The sequence below is a fragment of the Paenibacillus chitinolyticus genome (assembly GCF_045038035.1).
GTDB classification, from domain to species: domain Bacteria; phylum Bacillota; class Bacilli; order Paenibacillales; family NBRC-103111; genus Paenibacillus_F; species Paenibacillus_F chitinolyticus_A.
The window spans coordinates 4,857,772-4,877,774 of record NZ_CP173427.1 but is presented as its reverse complement, the minus strand read 5'-3'; the positions used below and the strand labels follow the sequence as shown (position 1 = coordinate 4,877,774).

The following is a 20,003-nucleotide window of genomic DNA, read 5'->3' as shown; positions in this document are numbered from 1 at the left end:
TGCACCGGTACTCCTCGTATAAGCAAGACTACGCAGATGCGCGCGGCACTCCCGCTTAAGCCTGCTTCCGTCACGGCGAGCGACGACGATGCGATTGTGGAGCAAGGGAGGGAGAAACCGTATGGAACAGACGTTAGCCGCCGGCAGCGTAGTGACCACAGCTTGTATCATGGCTGCAGCATGTCTGGGTTGGTTTTATGTATGGATTCGTAGAAAACAAAAAGCGGAGGGCGCCGCCCTCCTGCAGTCGGTCATAACGGCTTTGGCCGTGACGTTCTTTTTCTTGCTGCCGCTGCTGATTATGTTCGTGTGCGTCTATGCGGCTCTTCTCAGTGCGGGGACGTTCCTGCCCGACAGTGTCTGGTTCCAGCAGTCGGAAGATTTGCTCAGCCTGGCTCTGCTGCTTATTTTCGCCCAGACGCTGCTGAGCATTCCGGTTAGGCTGCTGCTGCGGCTGGGAGTCTTGAAGGGGCTCGGTGAATTCCGCAAAAAAATCGGGATGCCGCTCGTTCCGCTGCAGCTCAGCCTGACGATGCTGACTTTCGCTCTCGGCTATCTGGCCGCCAGAGAATGGCACCTCACTTCGGTCGAACTGACCGAAAGCGGGCTCTATTACGTGTCGATCCTGCCGCCTCTGGCCGCATTCGGTATTTTTACCCTTCTGCGCAGAAGAAGAGGAAACCATCCCGGCGCGTAGGCCGAAGATTCATAACAGACCGTGACAGTTGTGTCGCCCTTGCTGCAAAAGCGAATCACGCGGCGTCCCGCATGACGGCGGTCAATTCAGAAGCTTCTGCAGGGGGGCGGCTGCGCCCGCTTTGCAAAACAAAAAGGCTTGCGGAACGTATCGACGATACGTATTCGCAAGCCTTTTTTAATTCGCCGGAAATTACCGGCGGGCTTATTTTATTCTACAACGAGCTTGGCTGTCATCGTGGAGTGGCCGCTTCCGCAAGGAATGCTGCAGAGAATGTTATAAGTGCCGGCTTTCTCCGGAGTGACGACTTTGCTCTTGCTGTTGTTGTCGAGACTGACTTTCAAGTCCGGTATCGATACGCCGTGAACGCCTTCCTTGATGTCCAGGTTAATTTTCAGCGGTTCGCCTTTTTTGACTTTATATTCAGCCTGGTCGAATTTCCAGTTGGAAGCTTGAAGCGTAATTTCCTGGCTTGCCGTCGCGTTAGCGTCCGTCGCCGCCGTATCCGTTTTTTTGCCGCAGGCGGCCAGAGCGAATACAAGGACAAGAGCCATCAGCAGTGCTGCTGTTTTTTTCATAAATTTCCCTCCCTTTGTTTCATACACCCTCATCATACACCCGGAAGGCGGGGAAGTCAGCGGCTAACAAGTGAACCCTTTATGACAAATCATCGAATAAGATGTGAAAAAAGAAGACCGGATCCCGCTCTGGAGAGCGTGAATCCGGCCGCGGCATCCCGCCGGTCAGTGCGTGCTTTTGTGCCGGCTGTCTTTTCTGTCAAACGGAGAGACCGGAATAAACAGATCGACAATTCCGACGACAAGAGCGGCAAGGATCGCACCGATGATGGAAGCATGTACGCCCGTAACGATGAACTGGGACAGCCAGATGACAAGCGCGCTTGTCAGGAAGCCCACGATTCCCCGTCCGAACGGCGTAATCTGCCTGCCGAAGATGCTTTCGATAATCCAGGCCAGCACGGCGATGACGATGGCCAGCAGCAGGGCGCTTACGAACCCGCCCACTGAAAAACCGGGAACGATCCAGCTGACAACCATCAAAACCAGTGCGGAAACGATAAATCTGATCACATGACCGAGAAATCGCATCGGAAAGGCACCTCCTTGATTTGTTGACGGAACGGCGCAAAGCAGCGGTCTGCGCTTGATTCCCCCGCTTGGGCCGGGTTACCCGCTTCTTGCTGCCGGGACCGAAAGACGTAATTGTACACCCGCCGCGGTCATGGCAGGATGCGCTTTTTTAGCATACCCGTCTCGGCGCTTTCGCATGAGCCGGAGGTTATAAAAGAACTCTCCATAGCTTCGCCGTCTCGGATTGGATATAATAAAGAGATCATACTAGATGTGATGAGGGAGAATGCTTTGAATACCAAAACGTTTAAGACAATGGAATTTCATAAAATCACACATAAACTGAGCAGCCACGCGGCCACCTCGCTGGGAACGGCAAAAGCGGCGGAGGTAAAGCCTTCCGGGGATTTTGAGGAAGTGAAGCTGCGCCTGCAGGCGACGGACGAAGCTTTCGCGGTCGACCGTCTTAAGGGCGGAGCCCCCTTCGGGGGGATCCGTGATATCCGTGCGGCCGTGCACCGTGCCAGAGTGGGAGGGATGCTCAATCCGAGCGAACTGCTCGATATCGCGACTACGATCTACGGGGGCCGCAGGCTCCGCAAGTTTCTGGAGACGATGAACGAACAGCATCCGGTTCCGATGCTGCTGAGCTGGGCCGAGCTGCTCAGTGACAACAAGGAGACGGAAGACCGGATCAAAAGCTGCATCGACGACAACGCGGCGGTGATGGACAGCGCGAGCGGCGAGCTTTCCCGGGTTCGCAGCGAGCTTCGGACGGGCGAAGCGCGAGTCCGCGAGAAGCTGGAGCAGATGATCCGCAACCCGTCCGTGCAGAAAATGCTGCAAGACGCACTGGTGACGATGCGCGGAGACCGCTATGTCATCCCCGTTAAACAAGAATACCGTTCTTCGTTCGGGGGCATGATTCATGATCAGTCCGCGTCGGGCGCAACTCTATTCATTGAACCGGAAGCCGTCGTTACCCTGAACAACCGGCTCCGCGAGCTGAAATTCAAGGAAGAAGCCGAAGTGGAGAAAATTCTCCGCATGCTGACGGCGCAGGTTGCTGAAATCGAGGAAGATCTTCTATCGGACGTCGAACTGCTTGCCCAATTGGACTTTACGTTCGCCAAGGCGGGACTTGCGCGTGAAATGAAGGCGACGCTGCCGAAGTTGAACGACCGGGGCTTTCTGAAGCTGAAAAAGGCGCGTCATCCGCTGATTCCGCTCGACAAAGTCGTTCCGATCGATCTGGAACTCGGCGGGAGCTTCACGACGATTATCGTGACGGGACCCAATACCGGCGGTAAGACGGTGTCTCTGAAAACCGTCGGCCTGCTCAGCCTGATGGCGATGTCCGGCCTGTTCGTCCCGGCGGAGGAAGGCAGCGAGCTGTGCGTCTTCGACGGCATCTTCGCCGATATCGGAGACGAGCAGAGCATCGAGCAGAGCCTCAGCACCTTCTCCAGCCATATGACGAATATTATCGGCATCCTCCGTGATATGACGCCGAAGAGCCTTGTGCTCCTCGATGAGCTGGGGGCGGGAACCGACCCGGCGGAAGGATCCGCGCTCGCCATCTCGCTGCTGGAGAACATCCACCGGATGGGCTGCCGCATGATCGCGACGACTCACTACAGCGAGCTGAAGGCATACGCCTTCGAGCGCCGCGGCGTGATCAACGCGAGCATGGAGTTCGACGTGCAGACGCTGAGCCCGACGTATCGTCTGCTCGTCGGGGTTCCCGGCCGCAGCAACGCGTTCGCCATCGCGGAGCGTCTCGGTCTTCCGCGCGCGATTATCGACAAAGCGCGCGGACAGGTCAGCGACGAGGACCAGCGCGTCGAGACGATGATCGCCTCGCTGGAGGAGAACCGGCTGACCGCCGAAGCGGAACGCCACAGCGCCGAGCAGATCCGGCGCGAGAACGAAGAGCTGCGGGCGGCGCTCTCCGCGGAGCGCGCCAAGCTGGACGAGCAGCGCGACAAAGTGCTGCTCAAAGCCGAGCGCGAAGCGCAGGACGCGATCGCCAAGGCCCGCCGCGAAGCGGAAGAGATCATCGCCGACCTGCGGCGTCTGGCGAAGGAAGAGGCCGGCGCGATCAAGGATCACAAGCTGATCGCGGCCCGCCGCCGTCTCGACGAGGCGGAGCCGAAGCTCCGCAAGCCGGGAGCTAAGCGCCCTGAGCGGAGCAAGGCGGAGGTCGAGCCGGGCGACGAGGTGCGCGTGGTGAGCCTCGGCCAGAAAGGCCACGTCGTAGAAATCGTGAATCCGTCGGAAGTGACCGTGCAGCTGGGCATTATGAAGATGAAGGTGAACAAGACCGACCTCGAAGTAATCAAGGCGTCGCCTCAGAAAAAGCCGATCCAGCAAGTTGCCGCCACGGTTAAAAGAACCCGGGACGACAACATCCGCATGGAAGTTGACCTTCGCGGAACCAACGTGGAAGAAGGCATCATGGAACTCGACCGGTTCCTCGACGAATCGTTCCTGAACAACTTCGCCCAAGTGTATGTCATTCACGGCAAAGGAACCGGCGTGCTGCGGACGGGCATCCAGGACTATCTGCGCAGGCACAAGCACGTTAAAAGCTTCCGGATCGGAGCTTATAACGAGGGCGGCACCGGTGTGACGGTGGTTGAACTAAAGTAACCGGACAGAAGATCCGAAAAAAATATTTGGAAATGATTGAAACGTTCTTAAAGGTCCCCCGTATGAAAAAGTATGAAAGTTATAAAAGCACAATTCAAACGAAAGCGGGAGGGAATTCCAAATGGGAATTTTTAAAAGACTTAGAGACTTGACGATGGCTTCGATGAACGATTTACTCGATAAAGCGGAAGATCCGGTAAAAATGCTGAACCAGTTCCTCAGAGACATGGAGCAGGACATTCAGGAAGCGGAAGTTGCGGTAGCCAAGCAGATCGCGATCGAGAAGAAATTCAAGCAACAGTACGAAGAAGCGGAAGAAATGGTCGGCAAGCGTACGGAGCAGGCCATGAAAGCTCTGGAGCAGGGTAATGAAGACCTCGCCCGCCGCGCGCTGGAAGACAAGAAAGAGCACCAGACCCGTTTCGACGAAATGAAGCGCCAGTACGACATCGCCAAAACGAATGCCGATCAGCTCCGCAATCAGCTGGCCGAAATGAAAGACGAATTTTCGAAAATGAAAAACAAGAAAGACCTTCTGATCGCCCGCGCCGAAGCGGCGAAAGCCCAGAAGCACATCAACCAGGCGATGTCCGGTTTCGGAACCGACAACGCGGCGAAAGGCTTCGACCGCATGTCCGAGAAGGTGCTTCAGCTTGAAGCCGAAGCGCAAGCGAGCGGCGAGCTCCGCTCCAAAGGCAAGAGCCTGGACGACGAACTCGACCAGCTCGGCAAGAACGACGGAATCGACGACGAGCTTGCGGCCATGAAAGCGAAGCTGGCTGAAAAAAAACAATAAGCATGATATAATGGCGGTATGCCTAACGCGGAGACTGAGAATTTTCTCAGTCTCTTCCCTTGTTTACCATTCCTTGCGACGGAGGAGGCATACATTTGTACGAAGAGGTGAATCAGTTGGTCGGCAATCCTTACCTTGGAGCGTTAGCATACTTCTCTGTGGCGGTCGTGGCCGTTATCGTATTTCTTACCATTTTCGAGATTGTAACGAAGTACAATGACTGGGAAGAGATCAAACGCGGGAATGTTTCCGTGGCCATGGCTACGGGCGGTAAAATATTCGGAATCTGCAATCTGTTCCGGTTCGCTATCGAAAACAACGATTCGCTTATCCGCTCTCTCATTTGGGCCGGATACGGCTTCCTTCTATTGATGGCCGCTTATTTTATTTTTGAATTTTTGACGCCGTATTTTAAAATCGACGAAGAAATCCAGAAAGACAATCGCGCGGTGGGACTGCTGTCGCTGATGATATCCGTCTCCATTTCGTATGTCGTCGGAGCTTGCGTGCCTTAAAGGGCATCTTGATCCGGTTCTTCGACCGCTTGGCGATGGCGGAAAGGAAAGCGAAAGATGAAATATTTATGGGGAATTTTATTTGCTCTGGCCGTACTGTTTATGGGGCTGGGCGTCTGGTATTTGATGAATCATTGACCTGTCGGAGGTGAACTGGCGTGAACGAGGAAGAACTGAAAACCGTATGCCCGTGGTGCCAGACGGAAATCGTATGGGACCCGGAGATCGGACCGGAAGAAGAATGTCCGCACTGCTATAACGAACTGAGCGATTATCGGAGTATCCGGCTTGGCGCGGATGAAGAAGAAGGGGACGAGCCGGCTGAAGAAGCGGAACCGGCGGCCGGTCCGGATGATTTCCTGGACTGGGAAGAAGACGCAGGCTATACCAACGAGTACGCCGAAGCTGTCCAGAATGTGCTGGATACCCAGGAGGAAGCGCCCGAGTGCTCCGCCTGCCGGGAACTCATGCTCCACGGGGGCACGCAGGTAACCGCGGGTACGGGCTATACCCCCGTTACACCGGGGCCGGTCGGCAAGGCTTTCCTGAATCCCGGTTACAAATTGAATGTATTTGTGTGTCCGTCCTGCTTCAAGGTTGAGACTTTTTTGGCGGAAGAAGACCGCGAGAAGCTTCTGGCCGTATTGAATCCGTCCAAAGAACAAACCGACAACTAAAACAGAGGCAGCGTAAACCGCTAACCGTCCTTAGGATGGCAGCGGTTTTTTTTTGCGTACGATGCCATATCCTGCGGCGAGAGCTGCACGCGGCGTTAACTTTTCGTATTAACAGGGGTATGCGGCAAGGGAAACAGGAAAAAAACGGAACCTATCTGCTTCTTTGAAGAGGCCCTCTTTTGGACAGGATAAGGAAGATCAGGCTTCGAAAGGAAGGGATTTGAGGATGCAGCAGGACAAATACCGGGGACGCTCCCGGCTGGCAGGCTGGTTCGGAGCGGACAAGGAATCGGCTGCGGCGCAGCCCTGGGAACATGAAGCGGATGCCCCGGCTTCCGCCGGGCAGAAGAAAAGACCTACCATGGGAAGACTGGATGCCCAGTCCGCCCTGCTGCTTATAGAAAATATGCTTTTTGCGGCCGCCAACGCTTTGTCCGGGACGTTCGTCAGTATCTACCTATGGAAAGCCAAAAACGATTTTGCCATGATCGGATGGTTTACACTCACGCATCAGCTTGCGATGGCGCTCACTTTCTGGGTGGCGGGCAAGTGGGTGAAAGAGCATAACAAAATGAACTGCCTCCGTGCGGGCGTTGTCATGTCGGCGGTTTTTTACCTGCTCGTTCTGATGCTGGGTCTGTCCAGCGTGAATTACATTTTCCTGCTCGGTGCGGTTCAGGGGATGGCTTCGGGTTTTTTCTGGCTGGCGTTCAACATCGTCTACTTCGAGGTGACGAGCAGGGAAACGCGGGATAAATTCAACGGCTGGGCGGGCTTGCTGGGAGCGGGCGTCGGCATGCTGGCCCCGTGGATTTCCGGACTCATCATCGTTCATATGGCGGGTACGAACGGTTACCGGGTTATCTTCTCGATCTCGCTGGGTATTTTTGTTCTCGGCGTGGCGGTGAGCTTTTTCCTGAAAAAGCGGAAGATCGAAGGCACTTACGGCTGGACGTACGGTTTCCGCCATTTACGGCAGGGCGATACACCGTGGAGGCCGGTCTGTGCCGCTTTGATGGCGCAAGGTTTCCGCGAAGGCGTATTCGGGTTTATGATTTCGCTGCTGGTGTATATCGCCACAACGAGCGAGCAAAAGCTCGGAAGCTACGCCTTGGTTACTTCGGGAGTTTCCTTCGTGAGTTTCTGGCTGGTCGGCCGTGTGCTCAAACCCAGATACAGAAGCAGAGGAATGCTCCTCGGGGTGCTAATGGTCATCGCGGCCATACTCCCGTTTTTCTGGAAAGTGAATTATATGACCCTGCTCCTGTTCGGGATCGGGACCTCCCTTTTTCTGCCGCTGTTTACGATTCCTATGACGTCGTCCGTATTTGATCTGATCGGGAGAGACGAGGAAAGCGTGAGGCACCGGGAGGAGTTCGTCATTCTGAGGGAGCTGGCGCTGAATGCCGGGCGGATTCTCGGTACGCTGCTGTTTATTGCCGTTGTCTCCCAAAGCACCTCTACGATGGTGATTAATACGCTGCTGCTTGTGATCGGAAGCGCGCCGTTCCTGAGCTGGCTCTTTATGAGAAAGGTTCTGCATCCAGAAAACTCTTGACAGAGCTGTCCATTCCTATAAAAATAGTGGGTATATGTTTGGACCCATTGTATTGGACAGAGAATGAATTGTGCTACGGGGAGGAGACCGGAAATGAGCGGGAAACTGGTTAACAGCATCGCCGAACTGATAGGAGACACGCCTGCCGTACGGCTTAACCGCCTGACAAGCGAAGAGCATGCGGACGTGTATGTTAAGCTGGAATATTTCAATCCGAGCGGGAGCGTAAAAGACCGCGCGGCCTATAATTTGATAGCGCAGGCCGAGAAAGACGGCCTGCTGAAGCCCGGCGCGACGATCATCGAGCCGACGAGCGGCAACACCGGCATCGGACTGGCGATGAACGCGGCCGCGAAGGGGTATAAAGCGATTCTGGTCATGCCGGATAACATGACCAAGGAGCGGATCAATCTGCTCAAGGCCTACGGAGCGGATGTGGTGCTCACGCTTGCGGCGGAACGTATGCCGGGTGCGATTGCCAAAGCGGTGGAGCTTCAGCGCGGCATTCCCGGCAGCTTCATCCCGCAGCAGTTCGAGAACAAGGCGAACCCGGACATTCACCGGGTGACCACCGCCTTGGAGATTCTCGAGCAGACGGGCGGCAGGCTCGACGCGTTCGTCGCTTCGTCCGGCACCGGCGGGACGATCACGGGCACGGGCGAGGTGCTGCGCGAGCGGATCCCCGGCATCGAGATCTATGTCGTCGAGCCGGCCGGTTCGCCGGTGCTGTCGGGCGGTGAACCCGGCCCGCACAAGCTGGTCGGCACGTCGCCGGGCTTCGTGCCGAAGATTTTGAACACGGACGTCTATGACGAGATCGTCCGGGTAGAGGATGAGGATGCGCTGCGCACCACCCGCGAACTCGCGGCCAGGGAAGGCATCCTAGTCGGTCCGTCCGCGGGCGCAACCGTGTGGACGGCTATCCAGGTGGCCCGCAAGCTGGGGCCCGGCAAGCGCGTCCTGTGCATCGCGCCCGATACGGGCGAGCGGTACCTCAGCATGGGCATCTTCGGCGAATAACGCCGGAGGCGGCGGGATACGGCCATCCAGCAGCATTGCGGAAGGATGGATTCCCGGCTGCCTCCGAGCGCGCCTTCCTAACAGAGCGTGCCGGGACAGGATGCGTAATCGGTGTCCCTACAAAAAAGAGCTTTCCCTGAATCCGGGGGAAGCTCTTTTATTATGCGGTCCTTTTTAGGAACAGGCGGATCAACGGACAAGATAAATAAAAATAAAGCGGCAGCCCTTATGCATAGGGGATAATCAGAATGCTTCACTAAATTTGTGGAGATTACATATAAAGAACGGAGAGTTTCATCTCCGGCGCCTGGGGGAGGAAGACCGCCGTCATGCGAGGTCGCACCGTGCGCTTTAGAACTGTGCGCGCTGTGAAAGCGGAACGGCAGGAGTAATTTGTCCTGCGCATATTGCGGACGATGCTGCCGGAGGAGAATAGGTTTTTTTTGTGAAGGTGTGGAATATGAAAGGAAGTCGTTGAATAAAAATACATTATCATGTATAATTATCACAGACTCACTTGTTCGTAGAAAGGTGGCCTGCAAGAATGATTTCATTGTCCGGTGAGATGCCTAAACCATGGGTCCTGAACCCCTTTATACAATCCTATACAGAATTAACTTCCCAGAAGGTCGATCGCAAAAGTTTGAAGCAAATCGGAAACGGCCGTTTTATTTCCGCTTACGAAGATCAGAAACTGGTCGGAATCGCCTTTTGTACCGGAGATGTGGAGTGGGAGAACGAAGTATCCCTTTCGGTTCTTATTCTGCCTTCCTACCGCAAAAGAGGTATCGAATCGGCCATGCTGCGTCTGCTGCGCGGCAAACAGTCGGCCTACAGCCGTACAGTTGGCTGAGCGGAATGCAGCCGGCAGGCTCCTGCGATCAGCAAGCCCCGCAAAAGCACGTCCGGCTGCCCCGGAGACCGGGCATAGGGAGAAATGCTTATACACGGAGGCTTCTTAGGCAGAAAGCCGGTGGGAGAAGTCTCGGCAGGCTAGGGGAGCGACCTGGCGGTTTTGCGCCGCCGGGCGATGCCGCACCGCTTGCCGGGGCAGGGAGATGAAGCTGCAAGGAGCGCGTGCTTGCGGCTTTTTTGCGCTTCCGTTTTTTATTGAATTCGGCGGGGGCTGCGTGTAATATGGAAGATAACGATTTTCCCTATCCGATGCTTGATTTCATTGGACCTTATTCATGACGATTTTAGTAGGAGGCTTGACGATGGACGACTTGAAGCACAAGATTCTGGATATTCTGAAAGAGGATTCCCGCCGTTCTCCGGCGCTTATCGCGACCATGCTGGGAATTACGGAAGAAGAGGCGACGGCGGCCATCCGCCAGATGGAAGACGAGCACATCATCGTGAAGTACGCCACCGTGCTCAACTGGAGCAAAGTGGACAGCGACAAGGTGAACGCGCTGATCGAAGTGCAGATCACGCCTGAACGGGGAACCGGATTCGACGCGATTGCGGAACGCATTTATTTATATCCGGAAGTGAAGTCGGTCTATCTGATGTCCGGAGCTTACGATCTGCTTGTGGAGATCGAGGGCCGTACGCTGCGGGAAGTGTCTTCTTTCGTTTCCAGCAAGCTGTCGACATTGGATCGGGTATTGTCAACGAAAACTCATTTTATTCTGAAAAAATACAAACAGGATGGGATCATTTTTGATGACCGTGAGGATGATCATCGGATGCTGGTCTCACCATAAAGGACGATGACGATGATAAACCAGGAAGAAATCGGAAGCAAACCGAAATCCATGCAGGGCTATTTGTCACCGCTGGTCCGGGATATTCCTCCTTCGGGCATCCGGCGTTTTTTTGATTTGGTAAGCGGGAGCAAGGATATCATTTCTCTGGGCGTCGGGGAACCGGACTTCGTGACGCCGTGGCATGTCCGCGAGGCGTGTGTGTATTCCCTGGAAAGAGGCCGGACGAACTATACGCCGAATGCGGGCCTTCCTGAGCTTCGCGAAGCGATCGCCGAGTATTTGTACACGAATTTTGCCGTGAAATACGAGCCTTCGAATGAAGTCGTCGTAACGGTCGGCGGCAGCGAGGCGATTGACCTTGCGCTGCGCGCGCTGATTGCGCCGGGCGATGAAATTCTCGTTCCGGAGCCCTGCTACATCGCTTACAGCCCGATCGTCACGATCAGCGGAGGTGTCCCGGTCGGCATCGAGACCTTCGCGAAGGACAGCTTCAAGCTGAAGCCCGAGGCGCTCCGCGCAAGTCTGACGCCGAAATCCAAGGTTCTCGTTCTGAGCTATCCGAGCAACCCGACGGGCGGCATCATGACGTACGAGGACTGGGAGCCGATCGCTCGGATCGTGGAAGAGAACGATCTGATCGTCATCGCCGATGAAATTTATGCGGAGCTCACTTACGGAAGCAAGCACGTGAGCTTCGCGTCGCTGCCCGGCATGCGGGACCGCACCATTCTCGTCAGCGGATTCGCGAAAGCTTTTGCCATGACGGGCTGGAGAGTCGGCTACATGTGCGGGCATCCGGACCTGATCTCCGCGATGCTGAAGATCCATCAGTACACGGTCATGTGCGCTCCGATCATGGGCCAGATTGCCGCGCTTGAGGCGCTCCGCAACGGACTGGAGGAGAAGGACCGGATGATCGAGTCCTATAACCAGCGCAGACGCCTGGTCGTTCAAGGCTTCCGGCAGATCGGTCTCGACTGCCACGAGCCTCAGGGAGCGTTCTACGCGTTCCCTTCCATCGCTTCGACGGGCCTCAGCTCGGAAGAGTTCGCTCAGCGGCTTCTGACCGAAGCGAAAGTGGCGGCCGTTCCGGGACAGGTGTTCGGCAACGGCGGCGAAGGCTTCGTCCGCTGCTCTTATGCGACTTCCGTTTCACAGCTGAACGAGGCTTTGGACCGTATTGGGTCTTTTGTGAAAAAATTGTAAAGACTTGTCCCAAAAAATAGTTTTCAGAATCGGAAAAAACTGATATCTTTAGGGTAAAGGAGGGATATGTATGGCTTATTTAGAATATCGTCTGGCCGACCACTCGGGTTGGTACAGCCATGACGTTTCCGATCAACGCTGGTTATCCAAACGACCTGCCAAATTAGCCTCCCTCTTTCACCTGGAAGAAGAAATTCAGTTTATGCGGCACAGACTGGAACAGATGGTTCAGTCCGGTGAGGCTATGACTTCCGAGTCCGTAATCGAAATGAGTACGCTTCTTGATCATAAGATTAACGAATATATGAATCTAGTCCAGAAGAGCCGGTAAATGCCGGCTTTTTTGCAGCGTTTGCACAGGCTATCAGGCAACGGAGGGATTACGATGACACAGAAACGCTGGTTTTCGACTGCTGTACTGCTTCTATTATTCACCGTCTTGGTTTCCGGGTGCGGGAAGGCCCAGCCCAAAGCGGATGTTTCCATCTTTATGATGGCCCGTGACGGTATACCGGTCGATGCCGCTTTTAAGCTTGAAAATTCGTTGAAAGCGCTTGTGGGGGACAAGCCGTCTATCTATTTGAATACATCTCCGCTTTTTTCCAATGAGAAAATGATCGTCGAAATGGGATACGGCAATCACGGTATTCTGATCATTCCCGAAGAACAATTTAAGATTTATGCGGCCGAAGGGGCATTTTTACCGCTGGAAGAGCATTTCAAGCAGGAGGACTATCCGGAGGGGGTGCTCGAGGCGACGATTGAACCCGCCGGCAAGAAAAAAGATCCGCCCGAAGCGCCGAAGAAGGAGACGCACCTGTATGGCATTCCGCTCCAGTATTCCAAGTGGATGAAGGATAACGGGGTGGAAGGAAAGGGTCTCGTCGCTTTCATGGCGGTGAACAGCCGCAATCCCGAGCAGTCGTTCGAGGTGCTCAAAAAGATCGCCGCTAAATCATGACGGGCGGCCTTGGCGCCGCCACGACTCTATGGCCCGCGCGAGGAACTTCAAGCCGTGCGGTGACTAAAGTCCTTGTCTTTCCGGCGCCGCTTGGCCTATAATGGGGGATGAACTTGAAGGCCCAACCTCATACGTTTACCGACAGGTCCCGAAGCGGCGTCTCCCAGCGGAGCCGAAGCCAAGGGTGAAAAGGGAAGCCGGTGCAAATCCGGCACGGTCCCGCCACTGTAATACGGAGATCGTCTTACGATGCCACTGTCCGCGCGCGGATGGGAAGGCAAGACGGTCAGCCACCCGTAAGTCAGGAGACCTGCCTGCCGGTTTGCAGCACAATATCCTTCGAGGAGAGGATCGCGCGAAACCGGAAAGGACGTCCGATTGACGGCCGTTTCACCTCGTGATTCCGAAAGTTATCCCCTCTATCTCCGGATAGAGGGGATTTTTTGTAGACATGCGCGAACATCGTGGGACAACCTCAAGTCAAACTAAATCAGCAAGGGAGTAGAGAACATGAACAACGAACGAAGAACCGCCGGGGGTTTTAAATATGCCCTGCTGCTGCTTGTTTTGACGATGGCCGTCGGCCTGGCAGCCTGCGGCAAGCAAAGCACGGATAACGGGACGGCGGGCACGGCCTCTCCGGCGGCAAGCACCGCTCCGCAAACGGGCGCGAAGAAAACGCAGTATCCTTTAAAAGTAACCGATGCGACAGGCAAGGAATTTACGTTCGAGAAAGCGCCCGGTAAAATCGTGTCGGTTTCGCCGGCTGAGACGGAAGCTCTTTTTGCGATCGGTCTGGGCGATACAATCGTCGGCGTGTCCGATTTTGACGATTATCCGGCGGAAGCGAAAACGAAGCCGAAAATGGGCGGAATTACGCAGCCTAACCAGGAATCGGTTATCGCGTCGGGAGCCGACGTTGTTTTCACAGGCGTTTCGATGAAAAAAGAATCGGTCGAAAAGCTGCGCGCCATGGGTATCAACGTGTTTAAGGTGGAGCCGAAGACGCTTGACGACGTCATGAAAAATATTCAGCTCTACGGCCAAATTACCGATCATCAGGAACAGGCGGAAAAAGTCGTCGCAAAAATGAAAGAAGACCGTCAGAAAGTTATGGATGCTGTCAAAACCGTAGCGGCGGACAAGAAGAAAAAAGTCTATATCGAATTCTCTCCGGGCTGGACGGTCGGCAAGGGCGAATTTATGGATGAGCTGATCACGCTGGCGGGCGGTGTTAACGTCGCTTCCGACATTACGGGCTGGAAGCAGATCAGCGAGGAGAAAATCATCCAGCAGAATCCGGACGTTATTTTATTCGCCAAAGACGTGGTGGATGACAAAACGAAGAAAAATCTTGAAGAACTCATTCGCGGACGCAGCGGGTGGAACGAAATCAATGCCGTTAAAAACAACCAGGTGATCGGTCTCGACCAGAATACGCTGACCCGTCCGGGACCGCGTCTGACAGAGGGACTCCTGCAAATGGCTAAAGCCATCTATCCGGACTTGGTGAAATAAATGAAACCTAAATGGGGACTTTGGGGGGGAGTAGGAGTTTTACTCCTTCTTCTTTCTATTGTGCTGAGTCTTTCCCTGGGCTCGGCCCATCTGCCGGTGAGTCAGATCGCTTCGATTCTGGGGAGCAAGCTGCCTTGGATCGGAGACCGGATCACGCCGGACTGGCCCGTATCCTCGGAGCAGATTATTATGAAGGTAAGGCTGCCGCGCGTGATGCTGGCTATCCTTGTCGGGGCCTCCCTTTCGGTAGCGGGAGCCGCTTTTCAAGGCGTCCTGCGCAATCCGCTTGCGGACCCGTATACGCTTGGGGTCAGCAGCGGAACGAGCGTCGGCGCGGCGTTCGTCATTTACTTCGGTCTGCAGACGACGTTTTTCGGTACGTGGACGATACCGGTCGTCGGTTTTGCCACAGGAGCCGTTTCGCTCTGGATCGTATTGCGTCTGGCCCGGACCGACGGCAAAATCCGTATGGAGACGCTGCTGCTTTCCGGTGTCGTGATGCAGGCGTTTCTCGGCTCCGTGGTTTCTTTTCTCGTGTCGATGTCCAAGCAGGTCGTCAATGAAATCATTTTCTGGCTGATGGGCAGCCTCGCTATGAAAGGCTGGTCGTACACAACCGTTCTCCTTCCGTATTTCCTCGTAACTTTCGTTGTGCTTTACAGCTATGCGCGGACACTGAACCTGCTGGCGCTCGGGGAACGTCAGGCCGCCCATCTGGGTATCCATGTCGAGCGGACGAAGCTGATCGTGCTGATCACCGCGACACTGGTGACGGCTGCGGCCGTTTCGGTATCCGGCGTGATCGGGTTTGTCGGGCTGATCGTGCCGCATCTGATCCGTCTGATCGCGGGACCGGATTACCGTCTGATCGTGCCGCTTTCCGCCGTAGGCGGAGCCATCTACGTCCTTTGGGCCGACACGCTGGCCCGGACGCTTCTAAGCCCGACAGAGATTCCGCTCGGCGTAATCACCGCGTTTCTGGGTGCGCCGTTCTTCGCTTATCTGCTGCGCAAACAGAAGAAATGGGGGAGAAGCTGATGGAACCGATCATCGAAGTGCAGGGTGCGGGCAAAAGTTTCGGCGGAACCCGCGTGCTCAAAGATATCCGTTTCGAGGTGAAGCCCGGCGAATTTTTCGGCATCATCGGGCCCAACGGGAGCGGCAAGTCAACTCTGCTGAGGCTTATCTCCGGCGTAGACCCCCTTACGGAGGGCCGTATCCTTCTCCAGGGGAGGGAAGTCGCGGGTTACTCCCGCAAGGAGCTGGCACGCTGGCTTGCCGTGCTTCAGCAGGATGCGCTGCCTCCGCTCGGTTTCACCGTCCGTGAGGTGGTCGAAATGGGCCGGTTCCCTTTCCAGAACTGGCTCGGCGAAGACCGGGAGGACGCCGCTGCGCTTATCGACCGGATTATGCGGCGGCTCGATCTGGAGCCGCTGGCCGACCGGACGGTCGAGAACCTGAGCGGAGGCCAGAAACAGCGCGTGGCGCTGGCGAAGGTGATGGCGCAGGAGCCCCGCCTGCTGCTGCTCGACGAGCCTACGACTTATCTGGACATCGGCTACCAGATGCAACTGATGGACTACGTGCGGCAGTGGCAGCGGGAAGAAGGGCTGACGGTGGTCGCCGTTCTTCACGATCTGAACCTGGCTTCTCTCTACTGCGAACGGCTTCTCGTCGTTCACGAGGGAGAAGGCATATCGATCGGCACGCCGGAGGAAATTATGAGAAGCGAACTGATCCTGGACGTCTACGGGACGGAACCGATCGTCCTGGAGCATCCGGATCACGGCATTCCTCAAATCCTGCTGCGCCGGGGAGATTGAATAAAGTGAATCCGGACCGCCCGCAGGGCGGTTTACATAGGTATCGAGTGACGGGTCTGCGGCACTGGACCTAATGATACCAACATACGGCACCAACATACCGCACCGACATACGGCACCAACTCATAACGATACGGAATTACCCACTCCGAGGAGGAACAAACATGAACGAACTTCAGGATGTAATCGGCGCCATACGCCCGCTCCGTCAGGAAGCGAAGGATGCGGCGTCCGTCCATCTCGATAATCTGACTAAACCGCCGGGAAGCCTCGGCAAGCTGGAAGATATGGCACGTCAGCTTGCGGGGATTACCGGGGAGGTTATGCCCGATATGAGCCGCAAGGCGATTGTCGTCATGGCGGCCGACCACGGTGTCTGCGAAGAAGGCGTCAGCGCGTTTCCGCAGGAAGTAACCCGCCAGATGGTGATGAACTTCCTGCAGGGCGGCGCGGCCGTCAATGTGCTGGCCCGGCATGCGGGAGCGGAAGTCGTATGCGTCGATATAGGCGTCAACGCCGATCTGGAGCATCCGGACCTCTTTACCCGCAAAGTCCGGAAAGGCACGGCCAATATGGCCCGTGAAGCCGCCATGACCCGTGAAGAGGCTCTCCAGGCCATACGCGCCGGCATTGAAGTCGCTGACGAGCTGGCCGGACGCGGCGTGCGGGTTCTGGCGACCGGGGAGATGGGGATCGGCAACACGACGGCCAGCTCCGCGCTGCTGAGCGTGCTCGGGGGCATCGCCGTAGAAGACGCGGTAGGACGCGGAACGGGCATCGACGATGCCCGCTGGCTGCATAAGCAGGAAGTTGTCCGCAGAGCCATCGAGGTCAACAAACCGGATGCGGACGATGCGCTCGATGTGCTGGCGAAAGTCGGCGGCCTCGAAATCGCGGGCCTGACCGGAGTCATACTCGGTGCGGCGAAGAACGCCTGCCCGGTCGTGATCGACGGTTTCATCTCCTCGGCCGCCGCACTGGTTGCTTCGCGGCTGGCTCCGGAGTCCCAGCCGTATATGATTGCCTCTCATCAGTCTCACGAGCAGGGCCACGGACGGATGCTGGAAGCGGTCGGGCTCAGCCCCATGCTTCATATGGATATGAGACTGGGAGAAGGGACCGGGGCTGCGCTCTGCTTTACGCTCATGGATGCGGCGGGCAAAATCATGCGCGAGATGGCTTCCTTCGAAAGCGCCGGAGTGTCGCGGGGCTGATGAATCTGGCGCATGAACATACACCGGGAACGGGAGCTGTCCTCGTGACGGGCGGCGCCAGAAGCGGCAAAAGCTCGTTTGCCGAGCAGCTGTCTTCGCGGCTTGCCGCACACGGGACTTATCTCGCTACGGCCCAGATCTGGGACGAGGAGATGCGGCAGCGGATCGCGCTGCACCGCGCGCAGCGAGAGCAGTCCGGCTTCCCGTGGATTACGGCGGAAGAGCCGGTGGAGCTGTCCGCCGTGCTGAACGCTTACAGCGGCGGCAGGGGGCCGGGCGTCGTCCTGGTGGACTGTCTGACGCTGTGGCTTTCCAACCGCTTGCTTCAAGTCGAGTCTTCGCCGGATGCGGCGGAACAGGTGAATGCCGCCGTCGACGAGCTTGTCCGGACGGTTGAAGCCTACGAGGGGCCGCTCGTTCTCGTCACGAACGAAGTGGGAAGCGGCATTGTTCCCGAGTATCCCCTCGGGCGATTATACCGCGATCTCGCCGGCCGGATGAATCAGCGGCTGGCACAAGCTTGCGGCCGGGTTTTTCTGGTGACCGCCGGGATACCCGTCGAGCTTAAAAGCCGGGCTTACCGGTTTGAATAGAGGGAACTCATGATTTTTTATTCGCTGAAAGAAATCTTGTGGATGATGCTGGCGGCTATCGCCGTCGACCTTGTGATCGGCGATCCGAAGTGGCCGACGCATCCGGTGATCCGCATCGGGAGTCTGATCAGCTTTCTGGAACGGAAGCTGAGAAGGGAGCACACAGCGCGGGAGAACGCGCCGGAATGCGCCGGAGGGGCCCGAGCCGAGGCCGGAGCCGACACCGGAGCTGCCGTTGGCGTGCCCCTGGATACCGGCGCATCCGCCGACACGGCCGGGCAAACGGCCTCTCTGTCACCGCGCTCCTTGAAGCGGCGGGGGATTGTCCTGGCCGCGGCCGTCATGCTGGCCGCATTTGCAGCCATGACGGCCGTAACGGCCGCCGCCGCGGCGATACATCCGTGGCTAGGGTACGCGGTGACGACGTGGTTTATATCGACGACGATCGCCATCAAAGGCTTGAAAGATGCCGCGCGGCTGGTAGCGGTACCTTTGGCCGCGGGGGATTTGGCCGCCGCGCGCAAATACACGGGCTACATCGTCGGCCGCGACACGAAAAACCTCGACGAAGGCGAGCTGACGCGCGCCGTCGTGGAAACGGTCGCCGAAAACACCGTCGACGGAGTCGTTTCGCCGCTGTTCTACGCCCTTATCGGCGGAGCGCCTCTGGCGATGCTGTACCGGGCGGCGAACACGCTGGATTCCATGGTCGGCTACAAGAACGACCGCTACATGCACTTCGGCTGGGCCTCCGCGCGGTGGGACGACGTAATGAACTGGATTCCGGCCAGACTGACCGGAATCCTGCTGATTCTGGCCGCGGCCGTACAGCCGCGGATGAGCGCTTTCCGGGCGGGCCGTTCGATAGGCCGTTTCGCCCGGCTTCATCCGAGCCCGAACAGCGGGATTCCGGAGTCGGCCGTCGCGGGCGCGCTCGGTATCGAGCTGGGCGGACGCAATACATACGGAACCGTGGTCAGCGAGCGCGCACGCATGGGCTGGCCGCTGCGGCCGCGGAACCGCGGAGACATCGACGGCACGGTCCGGCTGCTCTACGGGGCGACGGGCTGGCTGGCAGGAGGGGTCCTATGCGCAATTTGGCTGCTGAATTAAAGCTCTGGCTGTTTGGACTGATAACGGCCGTCCAGTTTCTTACCCGGCTGCCGCTTCCGGTAAGGATCGAGTGGACACCGGCCGTTCTGCGGCGGAGCCTCGCTTTTTATCCGGTGGTCGGCATGATCCTGGGCCTCCTTCTTACCGGCTCCGGCTGGGTGCTGGAAAAGACGCTTCCCCCTCTGCCCGCTGCCGCGCTTCTTCTGTGTCTGTGGATCGGGCTGACGGGAGCGCTGCATCTGGACGGGCTGATGGATACGGCCGACGGGCTGCTCAGCCACCGTTCCAGGGAGCGCATGCTGGAAATTATGAAAGACAGCCGCGTCGGAGCCATGGGCGTCATTGTATGCGTCGCGGTCTTGCTTCTCAAGTGGAGCGTAATGGTGTCGCTGCTGACGGGCGGCGCTCTCACCGGGAGCTGGATTCTGCTGCTTGTTCCGGTCTGGAGCCGGACTTTCATGGCCGCAGCCGTGGCTTTATGGCCGTATGCGCGAAGCGGAGGCGGTCTGGGCGGTTTTTTTGAAGGGGAAAAAAAGCCCTTCGCGCTGCTGGGAGCGGGAGTCGCCTTATTTCTGAGCGCCGGAGCGGTCGCGTTTTTCCATGAATCGGGCGGGATGCTTTCGCTCAAGCCTTCTTTGCATGTTTTGGAAGGGGCGGGGCCCGTATGGTGGGGGATTATGCTCCTCATGGTCACCTTTGCGCTTGGAGGAGTTTTGGCGGCCTGGATGGCTAAAAAGCTCGGCGGGCTGACGGGGGACACCTACGGGGCTTTAAATGAGCTTCTGGAAGCTCTGCTGCTTCTTGCCGCCGCTTTCGTGCTGCATTTGACTTAGTTTAGATGCGGGGTCACCCTCGAA

Annotated in this window: 21 protein-coding genes and 1 riboswitch; of the genes, 19 read left to right on the top strand and 2 right to left on the bottom strand. The window is 56.9% G+C overall.

Annotated features, from left to right (window positions below):
• The first annotated feature begins 121 nt into the window (after positions 1–121).
• Positions 122–697 (top strand): hypothetical protein, encoded by a 576-nt coding sequence (locus ACI48J_RS22030; protein WP_405080256.1) that lies wholly within the window; start codon positions 122–124, stop codon positions 695–697.
• Between the two features lie 209 nt (positions 698–906).
• Here the strand turns inward: ACI48J_RS22030 and ACI48J_RS22025 are convergent, their stop codons facing one another.
• Both ACI48J_RS22025 and ACI48J_RS22020 read right to left on the bottom strand, forming a co-directional pair.
• Positions 907–1,275: a cupredoxin domain-containing protein gene (locus ACI48J_RS22025; protein ID WP_009676126.1), complete on the bottom strand. Its 369-nt coding sequence runs from the start codon at positions 1,273–1,275 to the stop codon at positions 907–909.
• 165 nt (positions 1,276–1,440) lie between these two features.
• Positions 1,441–1,806 (bottom strand): phage holin family protein, encoded by a 366-nt coding sequence (locus tag ACI48J_RS22020; RefSeq protein ID WP_326055076.1) that lies wholly within the window; start codon positions 1,804–1,806, stop codon positions 1,441–1,443.
• A 273-nt stretch (positions 1,807–2,079) separates the two neighbouring features.
• Here ACI48J_RS22020 and ACI48J_RS22015 point away from each other — a divergent pair, with 273 nt between their 5' ends.
• From ACI48J_RS22015 to cobS, 18 genes are all read left to right on the top strand, one after another.
• A complete protein-coding gene (locus ACI48J_RS22015) occupies positions 2,080–4,440 on the top strand; it encodes an endonuclease MutS2 (protein ID WP_405080255.1) in 2,361 nt (786 codons plus the stop codon).
• A gap of 121 nt (positions 4,441–4,561) precedes the next feature.
• Entirely contained in the window at positions 4,562–5,236 is a 675-nt protein-coding gene (locus tag ACI48J_RS22010) for a PspA/IM30 family protein (protein ID WP_326055073.1), read from the top strand.
• Between the two features lie 95 nt (positions 5,237–5,331).
• On the top strand, positions 5,332–5,751 hold the full coding sequence (locus ACI48J_RS22005) for a DUF350 domain-containing protein (protein ID WP_405080254.1): 420 nt from the start codon (positions 5,332–5,334) through the stop codon (positions 5,749–5,751).
• 158 nt (positions 5,752–5,909) lie between these two features.
• The gene (locus ACI48J_RS22000) at positions 5,910–6,428 is read left to right on the top strand and encodes a hypothetical protein (RefSeq protein WP_405080253.1); all 519 of its coding nucleotides are present in this window, start codon (positions 5,910–5,912) and stop codon (positions 6,426–6,428) included.
• Between the two features lie 226 nt (positions 6,429–6,654).
• On the top strand, positions 6,655–7,986 hold the full coding sequence (locus ACI48J_RS21995) for an MFS transporter (RefSeq protein WP_405080252.1): 1,332 nt from the start codon (positions 6,655–6,657) through the stop codon (positions 7,984–7,986).
• 93 nt (positions 7,987–8,079) lie between these two features.
• Complete coding sequence (gene cysK / locus ACI48J_RS21990) at positions 8,080–9,006, top strand: cysteine synthase A (protein WP_405080251.1); 927 nt, start codon at positions 8,080–8,082, stop codon at positions 9,004–9,006.
• Between the two features lie 544 nt (positions 9,007–9,550).
• On the top strand, positions 9,551–9,859 hold the full coding sequence (locus ACI48J_RS21985) for a GNAT family N-acetyltransferase (RefSeq protein ID WP_009676083.1): 309 nt from the start codon (positions 9,551–9,553) through the stop codon (positions 9,857–9,859).
• Between the two features lie 364 nt (positions 9,860–10,223).
• The gene (locus tag ACI48J_RS21980; protein ID WP_009676149.1) at positions 10,224–10,715 is read left to right on the top strand and encodes an Lrp/AsnC family transcriptional regulator; all 492 of its coding nucleotides are present in this window, start codon (positions 10,224–10,226) and stop codon (positions 10,713–10,715) included.
• Positions 10,716–10,727: 12 nt separating this feature from the next.
• Positions 10,728–11,924 carry an aminotransferase class I/II-fold pyridoxal phosphate-dependent enzyme gene (locus ACI48J_RS21975; RefSeq protein WP_405080250.1) on the top strand — a complete coding sequence of 399 codons (1,197 nt, stop codon included), beginning with the start codon at positions 10,728–10,730 and terminating at the stop codon, positions 11,922–11,924.
• A 70-nt stretch (positions 11,925–11,994) separates the two neighbouring features.
• On the top strand, positions 11,995–12,255 hold the full coding sequence (locus ACI48J_RS21970) for an aspartyl-phosphate phosphatase Spo0E family protein (protein ID WP_326055067.1): 261 nt from the start codon (positions 11,995–11,997) through the stop codon (positions 12,253–12,255).
• A gap of 54 nt (positions 12,256–12,309) precedes the next feature.
• Positions 12,310–12,885 carry a hypothetical protein gene (locus ACI48J_RS21965; RefSeq protein ID WP_326055066.1) on the top strand — a complete coding sequence of 192 codons (576 nt, stop codon included), beginning with the start codon at positions 12,310–12,312 and terminating at the stop codon, positions 12,883–12,885.
• A gap of 126 nt (positions 12,886–13,011) precedes the next feature.
• Positions 13,012–13,218: riboswitch (cobalamin riboswitch) on the top strand.
• A gap of 177 nt (positions 13,219–13,395) precedes the next feature.
• Positions 13,396–14,403 (top strand): ABC transporter substrate-binding protein, encoded by a 1,008-nt coding sequence (locus ACI48J_RS21960; protein WP_405080249.1) that lies wholly within the window; start codon positions 13,396–13,398, stop codon positions 14,401–14,403.
• On the top strand, positions 14,404–15,441 hold the full coding sequence (locus ACI48J_RS21955) for an iron ABC transporter permease (protein ID WP_009676079.1): 1,038 nt from the start codon (positions 14,404–14,406) through the stop codon (positions 15,439–15,441).
• The gene (locus ACI48J_RS21950; protein ID WP_326055062.1) at positions 15,441–16,226 is read left to right on the top strand and encodes an ABC transporter ATP-binding protein; all 786 of its coding nucleotides are present in this window, start codon (positions 15,441–15,443) and stop codon (positions 16,224–16,226) included. The genes ACI48J_RS21955 and ACI48J_RS21950 overlap by 1 nt, the downstream gene beginning before the upstream one ends.
• Positions 16,227–16,390: 164 nt before the next feature.
• Positions 16,391–17,440, top strand: a complete 1,050-nt coding sequence (cobT, locus tag ACI48J_RS21945) for a nicotinate-nucleotide--dimethylbenzimidazole phosphoribosyltransferase (protein WP_405080248.1) — start codon at positions 16,391–16,393, stop codon at positions 17,438–17,440.
• Entirely contained in the window at positions 17,440–18,033 is a 594-nt protein-coding gene (cobU, locus tag ACI48J_RS21940; protein WP_405080247.1) for a bifunctional adenosylcobinamide kinase/adenosylcobinamide-phosphate guanylyltransferase, read from the top strand. The genes cobT and cobU overlap by 1 nt, the downstream gene beginning before the upstream one ends.
• 9 nt (positions 18,034–18,042) lie before the next feature.
• Positions 18,043–19,146, top strand: coding sequence for an adenosylcobinamide-phosphate synthase CbiB (gene cbiB, locus ACI48J_RS21935; RefSeq protein ID WP_405080246.1), 1,104 nt, complete (start codon positions 18,043–18,045; stop codon positions 19,144–19,146).
• Positions 19,122–19,979 (top strand): adenosylcobinamide-GDP ribazoletransferase, encoded by an 858-nt coding sequence (gene cobS, locus ACI48J_RS21930; protein ID WP_405080245.1) that lies wholly within the window; start codon positions 19,122–19,124, stop codon positions 19,977–19,979. The genes cbiB and cobS overlap by 25 nt, the downstream gene beginning before the upstream one ends.
• Positions 19,980–20,003 lie beyond the last annotated feature (24 nt).